The sequence below is a fragment of the Arthrobacter ginsengisoli genome (assembly GCF_031456935.1).
Lineage (GTDB): Bacteria > Actinomycetota > Actinomycetes > Actinomycetales > Micrococcaceae > Arthrobacter > Arthrobacter ginsengisoli.
This window is the reverse complement of sequence record NZ_JAVDVQ010000017.1, coordinates 38,335-56,081: the sequence shown is the minus strand read 5'-3', so window position 1 is coordinate 56,081 and position 17,747 is coordinate 38,335. Positions and strand designations below refer to the sequence as shown.

Below are 17,747 nucleotides of genomic sequence, written 5' to 3'. Positions count from 1 at the left end.
TAATCGTGTCCGTAAGCGGGCCGATCAATGACATAGCAGCCTTGGAATCCCCGCCATTACCTTCCAATACGTTGAACCTACCGCAACGCCGGACGCGGACCGAGAATATCGGAACCAATGCGTAGGTGTGTCGCCCCGAACCGGATGGCCTGTTCCAGGTCCTGGCTCATGCCTGCGGAAATGCCTGTGGCGCCGGGATAGTCAGCGGTGAGACGGGCGGAAAGCTCCGCGAGCTTCTCGAAGGCCGGTGCCGGATCGGCGCCGAAGGGGGCGACCGCCATGACCCCCGCGAGCCGGAGTCCCGCAGCACCTGCGACCTGTTCGGCCAATGCGGGAACCCCGCTTGGTGCCGCCCCACCGCGGTGCGCCCCTGCGTCCTCGTCCAGGCCGACCTGGATGAAGCAGTCCAGCGGCGGGCGCCCGGTGCGTTCAGTTTCGGCTGCCATCGCCTTGGCCAGCGCGTCTACGACGGCAGCCCGGTCCACGGAGTGCACGGACCCGGCGTACTTCACCACGGACTTGGCTTTCTTGCTTTGCAGTTGGCCGATGAAGTGCCAGTCCAGCCCGAGGTCCTGAAGTTGTGCCGCCTTTTCTGCGGCTTCCTGGTCCCGGCTCTCCCCGACGTCCGTGACGCCGAGGACCGCGAGCCGCCGGACGTCCGCGGCGGGATGAAACTTGGTGACGACAATCAGCCGCGGCGGCTTTACCTGCCGGCCGGCGGCTGCGACGGCGTCCCCGATGCGCCGCTGGACGGCGGCGAGCCGCCCGCGGAGCTGCTCCAGCCGGGGATCGGGCTGCCCGTTGGCGGGATCCGGTGCTTCCATCGGCTCATTCACCGGGCCGACCCAGCGCCGGCCGGCACGGCATCCGTCCACACCAGTCCGGCGAACCGTCCGGTGTGCCGGTCGCGCCGGTAGGAGAACAGGCGTTCGTCTTCCAGGGTGCAGTGGCCGGAGTATTCGACCCGGACACCTGCGTCCTGCAGTTGGCTGCGGACGGCGGCCGGCAGGTCCAGGCCCGGGGTGCCCCGGGACGTCGTGCACCAGGCTGCGGGGACCCGGGCGGCCACCTCGTCGCGCATGTCCGCGGGGACTTCATAGCATCCTCCGCAGACGGACGGGCCAATCCAGGCGCTGAGCCCTGCCGCGCCAAGTTCGATCATGCGGGCCACGGCCGCCGGAACGACGCCGGACGCGACACCGGGTCGCCCGGCGTGCACGACGCCGACGAGGGGATCCTCCCTACCGAGGCTGTCCCCCACCAGGACGATCGGCACACAATCAGCGACCATCACGGCCAGCGGTTCCCCCCGGGACACCATGGCATCGGCAGTCGGGGCGACGGCAGCCGGGGAACCGCCGGCAGCCGACGCGGCGCCGATGGTGGCCACCGCATTGCCATGGACCTGGTTCATGAACTGGAAGCTCCGGCCGTGGAGTCCGAGGGCCGCCTCGAGGTCGCCGCGCCGGTGCCGCACTGCGGCCGGGTCGTCGCCGACATGGAGCGCCAGGTTGCCGGCGGCGGCGTCAGTGAAGGCCACCCAGACGCCGGGCCGGACTTCTGCCCGCCAGGAGAACACTCAGAACACCGCCAAACTTGTTTGCAGAACATCGATCCTACGAGAAAGCACCATGGCGCTGCCACCCGGCAGCGCCATGGTGCTTCAGGATCTACTTGAGGAAGTCAGGGACATCCAGGTCGTCGGAGTGGCGGCCGGACAGGTCCGGCTCCACCACCGAGGGCAGGTCGACGTCGAAGCCCGAGTCGGCCGGGACGGCGGACGGGCGCTGCTGGCCCCAGCCGCCGTAGCTGGAAGCGCCGACCGTGGCGTGCAGCGGCTGGACCTGGGCCGAGGCCGGAGCCTGGGCCGGTGCGGGGGCTGCTGCCGGCACCGCCGGGCGCTGCGGTGCTGACTGCGGAAGGGACTGGTCCATGGACGGCGAGGTGGCCTTGACGTCGTCGAAGCCGGCCGCAATGACCGTCACCCGGGCCTCGTCGCCGAGAGCGTCGTCGATGACCGCACCGAAGATGATGTTCGCCTCGGGGTGGGCCACTTCCTGGACCAGGCGGGCCGCTTCGTTGATTTCGAAGAGCCCGAGGTCCGAGCCGCCCTGGATGGAGAGCAGGACACCGTGGGCGCCGTCGATCGATGCTTCAAGCAGCGGGGAGGCGATGGCAAGCTCGGCGGCCTTGACGGCGCGGTCCTCGCCGCGCGCCGAGCCGATGCCCATCAGCGCGGAGCCTGCGCCCTGCATGACGGACTTGACGTCGGCGAAGTCGAGGTTGATCAGGCCCGGCGTGGTGATCAGGTCGGTGATGCCCTGGACGCCGGACAGCAGGACCTGGTCGGCGGAGCGGAAGGCGTCCAGGACGGAGACGTTGCGGTCGCTGATGGACAGCAGACGGTCATTCGGGATAACGATGAGCGTGTCGACTTCGTCGCGGAGCGCGTCAATGCCGGCCTCGGCGGAGCCGGCGCGGCGGCGGCCCTCGAAGGTGAAGGGACGGGTGACGACGCCGATGGTCAGGGCACCGAGCGAACGGGCGATCCGGGCGACGACGGGCGCGCCGCCGGTGCCGGTGCCGCCGCCTTCTCCGGCGGTGACGAAGACCATGTCAGCGCCGCGGATGACCTCTTCGATTTCCTCGGCGTGGTCCTCGGCGGCCTGCCTGCCGACCTCCGGGTTCGCACCGGCTCCCAGCCCGCGCGTCAGCTCACGCCCGATGTCGAGCTTGACGTCTGCATCGCTCATCAACAATGCCTGCGCATCGGTGTTGACCGCGATGAATTCGACGCCGCGGAGACCGACCTCGATCATGCGGTTGACTGCGTTCACGCCACCGCCGCCGATGCCGACGACCTTGATGACGGCCAAGTAATTCTGCGGAGCTGCCACGTTACGTGTCCCTTGTTCGTGTTCTGTGCGAAAACTGCTGGAGTCGGGCTTGAAGCTTTGAACCTTAACCTTCGAGTTGAAGGTTATAGTTATGTCAAGTAACTCATGCTGTGACGCTATTTGCTATGCAGAGGACATTCAATAACCGGCGCCGCGTGTCGCGGTAATACCGGCGAAATAGCCTCCATTGGTGCCGTGTTGTGATGCGTTGCTCCGGCGCCGGGCGCCGGGGTGGTGCGTCCCCGGCCATCTGATTGACCGCTATCGGGTGACCGGGTGCCTGGGCACGCTGACATCGTAGATCCGGACCGGGTTCTTCGGGTCCGCCGGCGCCTTCAGCAGGGCGGCCAGGACCTTTGCCTTGAGTTCTTTCTCCCCCGCGTTGCCCCAGACGATGGTCTGGCCGTCCACCAGCTTGAGCTCCACGGCGTCCACCGATTTGGCCGAGGCGTTCGAGAGTCGGGCGAGCACATCGGCCGGCAGCGCTCCCAGGACTTCGGTGATGGCGTGGAAGAGGTCCTGGGGCAGCGTGCCGCCTCCGCCGTCGATGACCGGCAGCAGGGTCGAGGCCGGGTCTGCGGCGTCGCTGAGCAACACGCCGTCGGCGTCAACCAGCTGGTGGGCATTGCCCTGCCGGACCAGGGCCACGGGTACGCGTTCGGTCACCGTGACCTGCAGTGTGGAGGGCGGGCGGGCCTGGGTGGTGACGTGCTTAACCTGGACCAGTGGCTGCAGCAGGGCCGTGACGTCGCCGTCGCTGATCTGTGGCAGCGGCTTGCCCTGCAGGGGCGCAAGGGCTGCCCGGACCTGGTCCGCGGTCAGCAGTTTGGTGCCCTGCACGGTGACCGTCTGCAGCGCCAGGACGGGCGAGTAGACGGCCGCGGCGATAATCGCCGCGACCAGCACGGCCAGGGAACCGATGATGCCCTGGCTGATGCGCCTGCGGCGCCTGGCCTTGGGTTCGGGAAAGGACAGCACATTGTCCCGGGCCGTCGGGGATTCCGGTTTGGTTCCGGCTGCGGGGACGGCGGTGGCGCCGGTTGGGCTGCCGTCCTTGGATGCCGAGATGACGTCGGACGGCGCCGAGTCCCCGCGCGCCGACGGCGGCCGGCGCGTTCCGGTCCGGTAGTTGGGGCGCCGGGTGCTAGGCACCGGGGGCTCCGCCGTTCAGGGCCGCGACGATCAGCGGGCCGTAGGACGTGACGTCGCCGGCTCCGACCGTAAGCACGATGTCCCCGTTCCCGGCGGCGGACACGAGGGACTGTACAGCCTCCCGGCCCGGCCCGACGAGCCGGCCGCCTGGGCCCAGGTGCGCGGCGATCAGTTGGCTGCTGACGCCCGGAATCGGGTCTTCGCGGGCCGGATAGATGTCCAGGACCAGTGCGGTGTCGGCGGCGTTGAGCGCCGCGGCGAACTCCGCGGCGAATTCCCGGGTGCGCGAAAACAGGTGCGGCTGGAAGAGGACATGCAGCTTGTGGCCGCCGGCCACCGACCGTGCGGCGGACAGCGCGGCGCGCACTTCCGTGGGGTGGTGGGCGTAGTCGTCGTAGACGCGGACGCCACGGCCGCCGCCCTTGAATTCGAAACGCCGGGACGCCCCGGTGAAGTGTGCCAGGGCGCCGGCGGCCACGGCGGGGTCGACTCCGAGTTCCAGCGCGACGGCGAAAGCCGCCGCCGCGTTGAGGGCATTGTGCCGCCCGGGAACGTGCAGTTCGAGGGGGAAGCGTCCGGCCGGCGTGGAAATTGAGACGTCCCCGGGCCCGCCGTCGTGCAGCACGACCTGGGCGTCTTCACTGGTGCCGTAGAGCACGACGCGGGTGGTACCGCGCTCGAGGGTCCGCAGGGCCAGGGCCCTGGCCCCGGCGTCGTCCGCGCAGGCCACCAGCACCCCGTCCGCCGGAAGCAGGGCGGTGAACCGGTCGAAGGAGGCGTAGACGGCGTCGGCGGTGCCGTAGTAGTCGAGGTGGTCCGGTTCGACGTTGGTCACGACGGCGATCTGCGGGCGGTAGTTCAGGAAGGAACCATCGGATTCGTCGGCTTCCGCGACGAAGATCGGCGTGCTGCCGCTGGCGGCGTTGACGCCCAGTGCCGGGACGTTCGCGCCGATGGCGAAGGACGGGTCGAGCCCCGCGCCCTGCAGCAGGACGGTGATCATCGACGTTGTGGTGGACTTGCCGTGCGTGCCGGCAACGGTCACGGCGGTGTCCTGGGCCATGGCGGCCGCCAGTGCCTCCGAACGGTGCAGCACGGGCAGTCCGGCCTCCCGGGCCGCCGCCAGCTCCGGATTGTCCGGGCGGATGGCGGAGCCGGCGACCACGCTCTGGGCGTCAGCCAGGTTGGCGGCGTCGTAACCGACGCAGATCCGTGCCCCGGCCGCTGCCAGGTCTGCCATGACCGGCAGGTCCTTGGCATCGGAGCCGCTGACCGGCAGGCCCCGGGCCACCATGATGCGTGCGACGGCGGACATTCCCACGCCGCCGATGCCAATGAAGTGCACACGGCCGAGGGATTGCCCGGTGCGGGCGGCCGTGCCGCTGTTGGGGTCTTCGGGCTGGGTCATTGCTCTACCGCTTCCTGCTGTGCTGCTTCACGGGCGTTGCCTGCGCGGACGCCACCGTTTCAAGGACGAGTCCGGCCATGCGCTGGGCGGCGTCCCGGATGCCGAGCCGTTCGGCGCTGGCCGCCATCCGGGCCAGCCTGTCCGGGTCCCGCAGCAGCGGGATGATGTGCCCGCGGACCCACTCGGGCGAAAATGTGCTGTCCTCGACGACCAGCGCACCGCCTGCGGCGACGAGACCGGCGGCGTTGAGCGCCTGTTCGCCGTTGCCGATGGGCAGCGGAACGAAGACGGCAGGGAGGCCGACGGCGGCGACCTCACAGACCGTGGCGGCGCCGGAGCGGGCCAGCAGCAGGTCAGCCGCGGCGTACACCGTTTCCATGCCGTCGACGTACTCGCGCTGCTGGTAGCCGGGGGCAGCCAGCGGCTTGCCGTCGGCGTCGTGCACGGCCTTGCCGCGTCCGGTGATGTGCAGGGTCTGGATCCCGGCCTCCGCCAGGAGTCCAACCGACGCCGCGATGGTGCGGTTGATGCTCTGGGCGCCCGAGGAGCCGCCGGTGACGATCAGGGCCGGGCGCTGCGGATCCAGGCCGAGGGCGGCCCGGGCTTCGTTCCGGGCTGCGCTCCGGTCCAGACCGGAGATTTCCGGGCGCATCGGCATGCCGACGTGCCGGGAGGCGCCCAGCCTGGTTGCCTCGAAGGCCACGGCAACATGGCCGCCGAGCCGTGCACCCACCCGGTTCGCCAGCCCGGGGCGGGTGTTCGCCTCGTGGATGACAATGGGGATCTTCCGGCGCCAGGCGGCGAGGTACATCGGCGTGCAGACGTAGCCCCCGACGCCGACCAGGACGTCAGCTTTGGCCTCGTCGAGGATTCCGCCGGCCTGTTTCACGGCGGCAACCAGCCGTCCGGGCAGCCGCAGCAGGTCCAGCGAAGGCCTGCGCGGGAAAGGGACCCTGCTGATGGTGGCGAGATCCAGCCCTGCGGCCGGAACCAGCCGGGCTTCCATCCCGGCCGGTGTTCCCACCGCGAGGAGCCGGGCTTCGGGGCGGGCCTCCCGGAGCGCGTTCGCGATGGCCAGGAGCGGGCTGATATGTCCGGCTGTTCCGCCGCCGGCGAGGACGACGGACAATGACGACTCGGTGTTCATGGAGGCCTATTTACGCTTTCGTGCCGGATTGCTGGGGGCGGGGGTTCTGCGGGGGGTCTTCCGGTCAGCGGTTGCTCCGGGCACGGGTCCCTTGGCCGTTTTGGCGGTGCTGCCGGCGGGTTTCCCGGCTGCCTTCCCGGCTGCGCCGCGTGCTGCGCCCCGCTTCCGCAGGGTCGCCGCCAGTGAAGCCGGGCCGAACCTCAACAGCCGCTTCGGTTGCAGGCCGGGCGCCATCTGTGCCCGGGCCAGTGACAAGACTACGCCGATCGCGCACAGCGACATAAGCAGCGCCGAGCCACCGTAGGAAATGAACGGGAGCGGGATTCCGACCACGGGGGCCAGCCCGGTGACCACGGCCATGTTGACTGTCGCCTGGCCGAGCAGCCACACCATGATCGTGCCGGCCAGGACCCGGTGGAACATGTCCTTCTGCGCGACGACGACCCGGTAGATGGCGGCACCGAGGATGGCGAAAAGGACCAGGACCACGAAGGTTCCGACCAGTCCGAGTTCCTCCCCGATGATGGCGAAGATGAAGTCATTGTGGGCTTCAGGGATCCAGCTGTATTTCTGCCGGCTTTGGCCGAGCCCCACCCCGAACCACCCGCCGGAGGCGAGTCCGTACAGGCCGTTCGTGGACTGGTAGTTCAGGTCGGAGCCGTCCGCGCAGGTCTGGCCGGTCCAGGACAGGATGCGGCAGACCCGGTTGGGGCTCGTCAGGGCCAGGACGGCCGTGCCCGCGGCAAGGACAACCCCGGCGATGCCGAACAGGTACAGCCGCACGCCGGCGAAGAACAGTGCGGCCGCCGTGATCATCATGACGATCATGGCGGTGCCGAGGTCGTTGCCCATGAGGATCAGGGCGATCACCCCGCCGGCGCCCGGGATTACCACCGGGATCAGGGCGTGCTTGGCCTGGGACAGCAGCTTGGCCTTGCGGTCCAGCACGGTGGCCATCCAGAGGGCAAGTGCCAGTTTCGCCGCCTCGGAGGGCTGGAACGTGAAGGGGCCGACGTCGATCCAGTTCTGGTTGCCGAGGGCGCTTCGTCCGACGAGCAGCACCAGCACCAGCAGCACGAACGCGGCGATGATGGCGATCCAGGCGCCGCGTTTGAGCCACACCACGTTGACCCGCGAGAGCAGGAACATGCCGAAAACGCCGATCCCGGCGAACATCCCCTGCTTGAGGGCGGCGGTGTAGGGCGACTCCCCCGCGGCGATGGCCTCGACGCTGGAGGCGGAGAGCACCATCAGGATTCCGATTGCCGTCAGCGCGAGCGTGGAGCCAAGGATCAGGTAGTACGTGGAGCCGTTGCGGGACTTGCCGGACCCTTCCAGGGCGGACCAGAATCCCTGGTACCAGCCCCGGATTTTCCGGCCGGCCGACTGCGGGCCTTTTGGCGCCTGGGCCGTTGAGGCTTTTGCTGCCGGCGCCTTCGCGGTGGGCTGTCGTGTCGCGGCCGATGCGGACGCGGGCGTACGTGTGGGCGTGCTGACCATTGTTACTCCTCGCCGGTCTGAGCCTGCCCTTCCACGAGCTCGCGGACAGCTTCGATGAAGGTGTCGCCGCGGTGAGCGTAGGAAGAGAACTGATCCATGGATGCAGCCGCCGGGGCCAGGAGCACAGTGTCCCCGGAAGCGGCCAGCTGCGCCGCCGACGCAACGGCCCGGGCCATCACAGTCTCGCTGAAAATCGGCGAGGGGCCTGCTTCGGCGTCGGCCGTTCCGGCAATCTGCACGTCTTCAGTTTCGCCCTTCTCTTCACCGATCACGGGGACATCCGGCGCGTGTCGCCGAAGCGCGGACCGGAGATCGCTCGAGTCCGCCCCGATCAGGACGACGGCCTTGAGCCGGCGGGCATGCTCCTGGACGACCGCGTCGTAGTTCACGCCCTTGGACAGCCCGCCCGCGATCCACACGACGTTCTCGAACGCGGAGAGCGAAGCGGCGGCCGCATGCGGATTGGTGGCCTTGGAGTCGTTGACCCAGAGGATGCCGTTGTGGCTGGCCACGAGCTGGATGCGGTGGTCCCCCGGAAGGTAGTTGAGCAGGCCCTTGCGGACCGCGGCCGGTTCCACCCCGTAGGCGCGGACCAGTGCCGCGGCAGCGAGGGCGTTGGCAACCATATGGCGTGGGGCCACCGGGCCGAGGTCCGAAACGGACGCCAGTTCGGCGGCGCTGTCTTTGCGCTCTGCGATGAAGGCGCGGTCCACGAGGAGCCCCTCGACGACGCCGAGCATGCTGACCGCCGGCGTGACCGTGGTGAAGGCCACCGCACGGCAGCCCTCGACGACGTCGGCGTCCTCGACCATGCGTTCGGTTTCGATCTGCTCGGCGTTGTAGATGCATGCTTTTTGGGTGCGTTCGTAGACCTTGGCCTTGTCGGCCAGGTAGGACGTGTAGGAACCGTGCCAGTCGACATGGTCCTCGGCGACATTGAGGCACACACTCGCCACCGGGGAAACCGAGTGGCTCCAGTGCAGCTGGAAGCTGGAGAGCTCGACGGCGAAGACGTCGTAGTCCACCGGATCGCGCAGGGCGTCCAGGATCGGTGTGCCGACGTTGCCGACGGCGATGGCCTTGAGCCCTGCGGCCTGCAGCATCGCTTCGGTCAGCCCGACGGTGGTGGTTTTTCCGTTGGTGCCGGTAATGGTGAGCCAGTCGGCGGTCTTGCGTCCTTTGCGTTCGCGGACCCGCCAGGCAAGTTCGACATCGCCCCAGACCGGGATGTGGGCCCTGGCCGCGGCGGCGAGGACGGCCTGGTCCGGCCGCCACCCCGGGGAGGTGACCACGAGGTCGGGCTTGGCACCGTCGATCCTGGGCATAGTCGCGACGGCTTCCTCGCCCAGCAGCACCTCGGCCGCCCCGACGATCCGCAGTGTGTCCGCCTGGGCCTGCGCCTTGGGGCCGGTGGCGGCGTCCACTACGACCACGCGCGCGCCAAGTTCGATCAGCGTGTCCGCGGCGGCGAAGCCGGAGACCCCGATTCCGGTCACGACGACGCGCAGCCCGGCCCAGTCGGAGTCCCAGCTGACCAGGTCCCGGATCCGGGGCGAGGTGGCGAGGGGTGCGGGAATTTGACTGGTCACAGCAGTACCACCCATTCGGCGTAGAAGATGCCCAGCCCGGCGGCGACGAAGAGTCCGCACAGAATCCAGAACCGGACGACGACGGTGACCTCGGCCCAGCCTTTGAGTTCAAAGTGGTGCTGGAGCGGGGCCATTTTGAAGAATCGCTTGCCTTTGGTGATCTTGAAGTAGCCGACCTGGATGATCACCGAGAGCGTAATCAGGACGAAGAGGCCGCCGATGAAGGCCAGCAGCAGTTCGGTCCGGGACAGGATGGCGAACCCGGCGACGGCGCCGCCGATCGCCAGCGAGCCGGTGTCGCCCATAAAGATCTTGGCCGGGGAGGTGTTCCACCACAGGAAGCCGACCAGCGCCGCACTCAGGATGGCGGCGAGCAGGGCAAGGTCCAGGGGGTCCCGGACGGTGTAGCAGCCGGCGCCCGCCTGCCGCGGCGAACCGCAGGCCTGGTTGCTCTGCCAGATCCCCATCAGGGTGTAGGCGCCGAAGACCATGATGGAGGCGCCGGCGGCCAGGCCGTCGAGGCCGTCGGTGAGGTTCACGCCATTGGTGGCGGCGGTGATGATCAGGTTGGACCACAGCACAAAAAGGATGGCGCCGACGACCGTGCCGGCGAAGGCCAGGTTCAACCACGGGATGTCACGGACCAGGGAGATCTGGTAGGAGGCCGGCGTGACGCCGTTCTCGTCCGGGAAATACAGCGCAAGGACCGCGAAGATGATGCCCACGGCGGCCTGCAGGACCAGTTTGGCCTTGGCGTTCAGGCCAAGGCTTCGTTGCTTCGAAATCTTGATGAAGTCATCCAGGAAGCCGACGAGTCCCATCCCGACCATCAGGAACAACAGCAGCACGGCCGAGGCGGTCGGACCGGGCGAGTTCGGGTTCATCAGCCACATGACGAGGTGGGTGATGCCGTAGCTCGCGAGCACCGCCAGGACCACGACGGTGCCACCCATCGTGGGGGTGCCGCGCTTCGTGTGGTGCGTGGTGGGCCCGTCATCCCGGATGAATTGCCCGTAGCTCTTCCGGACCAGGAAACGGATGAAAAGGGGGGTGCCCAGGAAGGAAAACAGCAGGGCCAGGCCAGACCCCATCAGCAGTGCAATCACAGCAGCGCACTCCCTTCAGTGGCGGTTCCGGCAGCGTTTCCGGCGGCACTGTCGGCAGTCCGTCGCTCACCGGCACCGGCAGCGGTCCCGGGCGCCTGTGGGGGTAATGCTATCCGATCGCCCAGATGGCGCAGCCCGATGCTGTTGGAGGACTTGAACAGGACGAGGTCACCCGGTTCGAGCTCGGCCTGCAGCAGTTCGTAGGCCTCCTGGGGAGTCTCGGCGAAGACGCACTCGTTGCCCCAGGATCCCTCGTTGATGGCCGAGACATAGAGCGATCGGGCCTCGCGCCCGACGACGACAAGCCGGGAGATGTTGAGCCGGACGACCTGTGTGCCTACCGCGATGTGTTCGCGGATGGAGTCGTCGCCCAGCTCCAGCATGGCGCCGAGCACCGCCCAGGTCCGGCGGCCCCTGCCGAGGTCGGCGAGGGTCCGCAGCGCGGCCCGCATCGATTCCGGGTTGGCGTTGTACGCATCGTTGATGACGGTGACGCCGTCGGCCCGTTCGGTGCGTTCCATCCGCCAGCGGCTGGCGGCCGCCTGGCTGCTGAGGGAGGCCGCGATCCGCGCGGCGGGAACGCCGGCGGCGTGGGCCGCTGCCGCCGCTGCCAGCAGGTTGGCGATGTGGTGCGCGCCGATCAGCCTGGCGGTGACGTGGTGTCCGGCGGCCTCACCCGGCAGGAAAAGGTCGAATTCGGGGTGTCCGTCGGCATTGAGTTCGGCGCCCTCGGCGCGGACCCGCTCTGCACCGGCACGCCCCGGACCGACTCGCTCTTCACCGACCCGCTCTTCACCGACTCGCTCTTCACCGACCCGCTCTTCACCGACTTCGTCGGAGTGGTCGTCGCGGGATGGCTGGGCGGAGTAGCCAAGCACGGTGGCGGAAGTGCGCCCGGCCATGGCCGCGACGCGGGCGTCGTCCAGGTTGAGGACGGCGGTGCCGGTGCCGGCGAGGGCTTCGACGAGTTCGCCCTTGGCCCGGGCGATGTTCTCCACACCGCCGAATTCACCGGCGTGGGCTGTGCCGACCCCGAGAACCACACCGATGTCGGGGCGGACCATCTCCGCGAGGTAGCTGATGTGTCCGACGCCGGTGGCACCCATCTCGATCACGAGGTAGCGGGTGTCGGCGCCGGCCTTGAAGACGGTGAGCGGGACCCCGACTTCGCCGTTGTAGGAACCCTGCGGGGCAACGGTCGTGCCTTCCGCGGCCAGGATCCCGGCCAGCAGGTCCTTGGTGGTGGTCTTGCCGGCGGAACCGGTAATGCCGATCACCGTCAGTGGCTCGCCGTCGGCGGCCCGGCCGGCGCGGATCCGCCGGACGGTTTCCGCGGCGAGGGCGCCCATCGCGAGGACCGGGTCCTGGACCACGACGGCGGGGTGGTTGCGCCCGGCGTCGTCCGCCACGTCATGCTGGACCAGGGCAAGGACAGCACCGCGTTCGAAGGCCGCGCCGACGAAGTCGTGGCCGTCGGCGGTCTCCCCCGGCTTGGCCACATAGAGGGAACCCGGGGTGGCTTCGCGGGAGTCGGTCACCACGGAACCGGGGGTGATGCCGGGGTCCGCGGCCAGCCGGCCGTTGGTTATGTCGGCGATTTCCGCCGCGGTAAATGCAATCATCTCGGTTTAGGACTCTATCCGCTGGTCTTCGAGAACGGTGAATCCCCGAGCTGTCAAGGCGGAGCGGAGCTCCACCCTGTCGTCAAGGGCGTGGTTGACGCCCTTGACCTCCTGCCAAATCTCGTGGCCCCGTCCCGCGACGAGGATGGTGTCAGCCGGGCCGGCGAGTTCCACCGCGCGCCGGATGGCGGCTTCGCGGGGGAAGACCTCAATGATGCTGCTGCCCAGGCCCTCGCTTTCCCTGGCCTCCGTCGCGCCCGCCAGGACGTCGGCGCGGATCCGCGCGGCGTCCTCGTCGTGCGGGTCGTCGTCGGTGACAATGACGGTGTCGGCGAGGCGCGCGGCGATGGCACCCATGGCCGGCCTCTTGCCCTGGTCCCGCTGTCCGGTGGCGCCAAAGACGATGATCACGCGGGATCCCGGTTCCGGGGAGCGGACGGCCTCGAGTGCGCGGGCCAGCGCGTCCGGGTTGTGGGCAAAGTCGACCACCGCGGCGGGGGCGGTGGAAACGAGCTGCATGCGGCCGGGGACGGCGACGGTGAAGGGGTCGCGCGCATCAAGGGCGGCCTGGACGGCGGCGGCATCGTGGCCGGCCGCGAGCACCATGGCCGTTGCCAGCGCCGCGTTGGCGACATTGAAGCTTCCGGGCAGGCCGGTGTGGACCCGCAGTTCCGTGCCGTCGCGGTGGCGGAGGCTGAAGTCCGTGCCCAGGCCGCGCGGCGCCGGACTGTGGACCGTCCAGTCCGCCGTCGCTGTCGCAGTGCCGGCGTCGTGCGTGGCCAGCGTGGTGACCGGGATGCCGGCGGTGGCGGCAAGCTGTACCCCCCAGCGGTCGTCCACGGTCACGACGGCGCTGCGGGCCCTTTCGGGGCTGAAGAGCCGCGCCTTGGTCTGGAAGTACTCCTCCATGCTGCCGTGCAGGTCGAGATGGTCCTGGGTCAGGTTGGTGAAACCGGCGACGTCGAACACGACGCCGTCCACCCGGTGGAACGAGACGGCGTGCGAGGAGACCTCCATGGAGGCCGCGTCGAGGCCCCGCTCACGCATCAGGGCCAGCAGGGCGTGCACATCGGTGGATTCCGGCGTGGTGAGCAGGCTGGGAATCGCTTCGCCGCCGGCCAGGATCTCGATGGTGCCGATCAGTCCCGTCTTCTTCCCGAGGGCCTGCAGCAGGGCGTTGATGAAGTAGGTGGTGGTGGTCTTGCCGTTGGTGCCGGTAACGCCGTAGAGCGCCGGAGCGGGCGCATCCTGCGGCCGGCTCCGGTAAATCAGGGCGGACAGCTGGCCCACGAGGGCGCGCGGTTCTTCGGCCAGCAGCACCGGCACGGCAATGTCGTGGGAGAACGCCAGCAGGCGTGCACCGGCGTCGTCGGTCAGCACCGCCGCTGCTCCCGCCTCCACGGCCTGGGAGACGAAGTCGGCCCCGTGCCGGCTCGCGCCGGGCAGTGCGACGTAGAGGTCCCCGGGCTGCACGGAGCGGGAGTTCAGCGAGATCCCGGTGACCGCGACTGAGGCGGAGGCCCCGGGGACAACGACGCCGATCGACTGACCGATGATTGCCAGCGGCACGGCGGCAACCGCAGTGGGCCGGAATCCCGTGCTGGATCCCGGACCGGACGGCACGGCGGAAGCGCCGGGGGCAAACTGATCTGACAAGTGGGTCTCCGTTGGTGGTGCTGGTGGATCTGGCCGCGCGCGGAGTGATGCTCCGGCCCGCGGGCCCAGTTTCCCGGGACAGGTTCGTGGTGGACGTGCTGGTTCTCGGGTGCTACTTGGCGAACTGCGGCAGCCGGACGGGTTCGCCGGTGGACGGCGGGACGTTGAACGTCCGCAGCGTCTGGCTCATCACCGACCGGAAAACCGGTCCGTTCGAGATTCCGTAGATATCGCCCTTGGGCCGTTGCAGCACCACTTCAACAATAAACCGAGGATCGTCCATCGGCGCCATGCCCACCATCGACGCCGTGAAACCGCAGAAGCCGGCGGTGCCGTCGTCGCAGGGCGATTGTGAGGTACCGGTCTTCGCCCCGACCCGGTAGCCGTCCAGGGCTGCTTCCTTGATCTGGCCCTCCGTCACGGCGCTCTCGAGGATGTCCCGTACTTGCCGGGCGGTGTCCGGGGAAACGATCTGCCGGGCAGGCTGCGCCGGCGCCTTCTCCTCGGTGCCGTCCGGGTTGATGTAGCTGTCAATCAGCCGCGGCTGGAGCATCACGCCGTTGTTGGCGACGCTCTGGAAAGCCCGCACCGTCTGGAGCGTGGACTGCGAGACGCCCTGGCCGAACAGCACGGTGTACTGCTGCCGGCCGTCCCATTCATCGGCGGGGGTCAGGATGCCCGCGGCCTCGGCGGGAAGTCCAATATCCGGCGCTTCCCCGATCCCGAACTTCTGCAGCCAGTCGTGGCGCTGCTCCTTGCTGAGCCGCTGGCCGGCCATGACCGTGCCGGTGTTCATCGACCAGCCAAGGATGCCGGCCAGGGTCCGGTCCTCCGTGCCGTGGGCGAAGGCGTCGCTGAATGTCTGCCCGTCCACGGTGTAGGAGGACGGGATGGTGAACTTTTCCAGCGGGCTCGATTTGCCTTCCTCGATCAGGGCCGCGGCGGTGATCATCTTTTCCACCGAGCCGGGCTCGTAGGCGGCCGTCACGGCCCTCACGCCGCGGTCCTGGGCGTCGACCTTGCCCGGGTCGTTGGGGTCCGGGGAGTTGGTGTCCGCCATGGCGATGATGTCGCCGGTCTTGATGTCCTGGACGATGACGACGCCCCAGTCGGCGCTGAGTTTGTCCCGCTGGCTCTGGATGGCCTGCTGGGCGAAGTACTGGAGGTCCGAGTTCAGGGTGAGCTTGATGTCCTTGCCGTTCACGGCGGGCGTCAGCTGGTCCACGCCCACCGGGATGCGCAGCCCGTCGGCGCCGATTTCGAAGAGCCGTTTGCCGGCAGTTCCCCTGAGGATCTCGTCCTGGGTCTGCTCGAGCCCGGCCTGTCCGGTGGTGCCGTCCTTCAGGAAGCCGACAATGCCGCCGGCCACCGAACCGTTGGGGTACACCCGTTTGCTGGTGCCCACGGTGACGATGCCCGGGATCTGCAGTTTCGAGATGCGGTCCTCGACGTCGGGCTTCAGGTCCTTGGCCACGATGTAGTACGGCTGCTCGCCGGTGAGGGCCTCCTTGACCGTGGCCGTGTCCATACCCAGCAGCGAGGCAAGCTCGGAGATGCCCTGGTCCCGGGAAACCTTGACCAGTTCGTCATTGTCCTCGTTGAACCGGCGGAACGTCTCGGTCTTGGTGTTCACGCGCTGGTCCACGACGACGTTGTAGCGGATCACGCTGCTGGCCAGGACGGTGCCGTTGGCATCCAGGATGCTGCCGCGCTCGGCGGGAAGCTCGACCGGGGTGAGCCGGTTCTGGAGGGCGGCTTCGGCCATGCCCCCCACGTCGAGGCCCTGGACCAGGAAGAGTTTTCCGCCGACGACGAGCAGCAGCGTCAGCATGACGCCCAGTCCCAACCGCAGCCGCCGGGTCGCGCTCGGCGCTTTGGCCTTGCGTGCCTTGCCGGTGCTCTCTGCCACGATGTTTCCTTGCTGCTTGCCGGGCTGGTGGTCCGTCCTGCGCTACTGCCCGGGGACCTTCTGCGCGGGGGCCGGAACAGAGCCCCCGTGGAGTTCGGCGGCCGGCGGAACCGGAGCGACGGCGGCTGCTGGTTCCGGGGTAGCTGCGGCGTCGGGAGTTGCGGCTGCCGGCGCGGCCTCAGCTGCGGGAGCGGCGGGAGCCGCGGCGGCTGCGGCCGGTTTGCGGTTGGCCAGCGGCTCGTTGACGGCGGCGGGCGGAACCACGCGGAGTTGTCCGGCCACGGCGGGCGCGGCGATGACGGCGCCGGGCGCGTCGCCCTTCACTGCGGGCTTCGCCTTGCCGGTCACGGTCAGGGTGGAGAGGTCAATCTGGCCCTTAGCCGTGGCGGCCACCATGCCCAGTTCGGTCGCTTTGGCCGCCAGGTTCTGCGGGGCATCGAAGTTCTGGACCTGCTGGGTCAGGTCCTGGTTTTGCTTCGTCAGGGTGGACTGCTCGCCCCGCAGCTGCACCAGCTGGTACTGCGCGGTGGAGACGGAGATGTTGAGCACCAGCACTGCCATGAGCGCCACTGCGAGGAGGCCAAAGCAGAGCACAACGAACGGGGCGCGGCGCTTGCGCGGGGCCGACCGGACCAGCGAGAGCGGGGTGCGCGCCTTCCGGGACGGGCCGGTGCCGGGAGTGATCCCGGGCAGGGCGCGGGCGGTCGCTGCGGTGGCAACGGGGAATCTGCTGACAACGGTGCTCATGCGGCCCTCCTGGCTTTGATGCGTTCCACGGCGCGGAGCCTGGCCGAGGCGGCGCGTGGGTTCTCGGCGATTTCGGCGGCGGTGGGCACTTCGGTGCCCTTCGTCAGGGTCTTCAGCCCGGCTTTGTGCTCTTCCAGCTCCACCGGGAATCCGAGCGGTGCGGAGGATTTGGAACCGGCCTGGAAAAAGCCCTTAACGATCTTGTCCTCCAGCGAGTGGTAGGACATAACGACAACGCGGCCGCCGACGGCGATCGCGTTGATGGCGGCGGGGATGGCGCGTTCCAGGACATCGAGTTCCTCGTTGACCTCAATCCGGAGCGCCTGGAAGGTGCGCTTCGCGGGATGCCCGCCGGATTTTGCGGCGCCCGCGGGGACCACCCCACGGATCTGTTCGACCAGCTCCCCGGTGGTGGTGAAGGGCTTCACCGCCCGGGCGGTGACGATCCGGTTGGCGATGCGGCCGGCGAACTTCTCTTCGCCCCATTTCCGGATGATCCGGACCAAGTCCTCTTCGCTGTAGTTGTTGATGACGTCGGCTGCGGTCTGGCCGCGGCTGGTGTCCATGCGCATGTCCAGCGGTGCGTCGAAGGAGTACGCGAAGCCGCGCTCCCGCTCGTCCAGCTGCAGCGAGGAGACCCCGAGGTCCATCAGGACCCCGTGGACCTCCGCGAAGCCGAGGTCCGCCAGGATGTCGGGAATCTCGTCGTACACGGCGTGGACCAGGTCGATCCGGTCAGCAAAGGGCTGGAGCCGTTCCCCGGCGAGGGCGAGGGCTTCCTCGTCACGGTCAATGCCGATCAGGTGCAGGTCCGGGAAGCGCTGCAGCATTGCCTCGGAGTGACCGCCCATGCCCAGGGTGGCGTCAATGACCACGGGGGTCTCGCCGCGGCTGCGCGCTGCCTCGAACCCTGGTGCCAATAAATTGATGCACCGGTCCTTGAGGACCGGTACATGCCGTTCGGACGTGGGCTTCGAGTGGTCTGGATCCGTCATACCTGCGTCCTTTCGTGGT

14 protein-coding genes are annotated in these 17,747 nt (G+C 68.9%); all 14 read right to left on the bottom strand.

Annotation, left to right across the window (positions count from 1 at the left end):
- Positions 1 to 77: 77 nt before the first annotated feature.
- Positions 78 to 824, bottom strand: coding sequence for a YggS family pyridoxal phosphate-dependent enzyme (locus J2X01_RS16630; protein WP_310059859.1), 747 nt, complete (start codon positions 822 to 824; stop codon positions 78 to 80).
- Between the two features lie 8 nt (positions 825 to 832).
- Entirely contained in the window at positions 833 to 1,579 is a 747-nt protein-coding gene (locus tag J2X01_RS16625; RefSeq protein WP_310059856.1) for a purine nucleoside phosphorylase YfiH/LACC1 family protein, read from the bottom strand.
- A gap of 91 nt (positions 1,580 to 1,670) precedes the next feature.
- Entirely contained in the window at positions 1,671 to 2,897 is a 1,227-nt protein-coding gene (gene ftsZ, locus J2X01_RS16620; RefSeq protein ID WP_310059853.1) for a cell division protein FtsZ, read from the bottom strand.
- A 261-nt stretch (positions 2,898 to 3,158) separates the two neighbouring features.
- Positions 3,159 to 4,049, bottom strand: a complete 891-nt coding sequence (locus J2X01_RS16615) for a cell division protein FtsQ/DivIB (protein WP_310059851.1) — start codon at positions 4,047 to 4,049, stop codon at positions 3,159 to 3,161.
- On the bottom strand, positions 4,042 to 5,457 hold the full coding sequence (murC, locus tag J2X01_RS16610; RefSeq protein WP_310059848.1) for a UDP-N-acetylmuramate--L-alanine ligase: 1,416 nt from the start codon (positions 5,455 to 5,457) through the stop codon (positions 4,042 to 4,044). The genes J2X01_RS16615 and murC overlap by 8 nt, the downstream gene beginning before the upstream one ends.
- 4 nt (positions 5,458 to 5,461) lie before the next feature.
- Positions 5,462 to 6,604 (bottom strand): undecaprenyldiphospho-muramoylpentapeptide beta-N-acetylglucosaminyltransferase, encoded by a 1,143-nt coding sequence (gene murG, locus J2X01_RS16605; protein WP_310059846.1) that lies wholly within the window; start codon positions 6,602 to 6,604, stop codon positions 5,462 to 5,464.
- 6 nt (positions 6,605 to 6,610) lie between these two features.
- Positions 6,611 to 8,104 carry a putative lipid II flippase FtsW gene (gene ftsW / locus J2X01_RS16600; protein WP_310059843.1) on the bottom strand — a complete coding sequence of 498 codons (1,494 nt, stop codon included), beginning with the start codon at positions 8,102 to 8,104 and terminating at the stop codon, positions 6,611 to 6,613.
- 2 nt (positions 8,105 to 8,106) lie between these two features.
- Positions 8,107 to 9,708 (bottom strand): UDP-N-acetylmuramoyl-L-alanine--D-glutamate ligase, encoded by a 1,602-nt coding sequence (gene murD, locus J2X01_RS16595; RefSeq protein WP_310059840.1) that lies wholly within the window; start codon positions 9,706 to 9,708, stop codon positions 8,107 to 8,109.
- Positions 9,690 to 10,799, bottom strand: a complete 1,110-nt coding sequence (gene mraY, locus J2X01_RS16590; protein ID WP_310059838.1) for a phospho-N-acetylmuramoyl-pentapeptide-transferase — start codon at positions 10,797 to 10,799, stop codon at positions 9,690 to 9,692. The genes murD and mraY overlap by 19 nt, the downstream gene beginning before the upstream one ends.
- Complete coding sequence (locus tag J2X01_RS16585; RefSeq protein ID WP_310059835.1) at positions 10,796 to 12,421, bottom strand: UDP-N-acetylmuramoyl-tripeptide--D-alanyl-D-alanine ligase; 1,626 nt, start codon at positions 12,419 to 12,421, stop codon at positions 10,796 to 10,798. The genes mraY and J2X01_RS16585 overlap by 4 nt, the downstream gene beginning before the upstream one ends.
- Before the next feature lie 6 nt (positions 12,422 to 12,427).
- Positions 12,428 to 14,077, bottom strand: a complete 1,650-nt coding sequence (locus tag J2X01_RS16580) for a UDP-N-acetylmuramoyl-L-alanyl-D-glutamate--2,6-diaminopimelate ligase (RefSeq protein WP_310059832.1) — start codon at positions 14,075 to 14,077, stop codon at positions 12,428 to 12,430.
- A gap of 112 nt (positions 14,078 to 14,189) precedes the next feature.
- A complete protein-coding gene (locus J2X01_RS16575) occupies positions 14,190 to 15,986 on the bottom strand; it encodes a peptidoglycan D,D-transpeptidase FtsI family protein (protein ID WP_310059829.1) in 1,797 nt (598 codons plus the stop codon).
- 42 nt (positions 15,987 to 16,028) lie between these two features.
- A complete protein-coding gene (gene ftsL, locus J2X01_RS16570; protein WP_310059825.1) occupies positions 16,029 to 16,733 on the bottom strand; it encodes a cell division protein FtsL in 705 nt (234 codons plus the stop codon).
- On the bottom strand, positions 16,730 to 17,728 hold the full coding sequence (gene rsmH, locus J2X01_RS16565) for a 16S rRNA (cytosine(1402)-N(4))-methyltransferase RsmH (protein ID WP_310059823.1): 999 nt from the start codon (positions 17,726 to 17,728) through the stop codon (positions 16,730 to 16,732). The genes ftsL and rsmH overlap by 4 nt, the downstream gene beginning before the upstream one ends.
- Positions 17,729 to 17,747 lie beyond the last annotated feature (19 nt).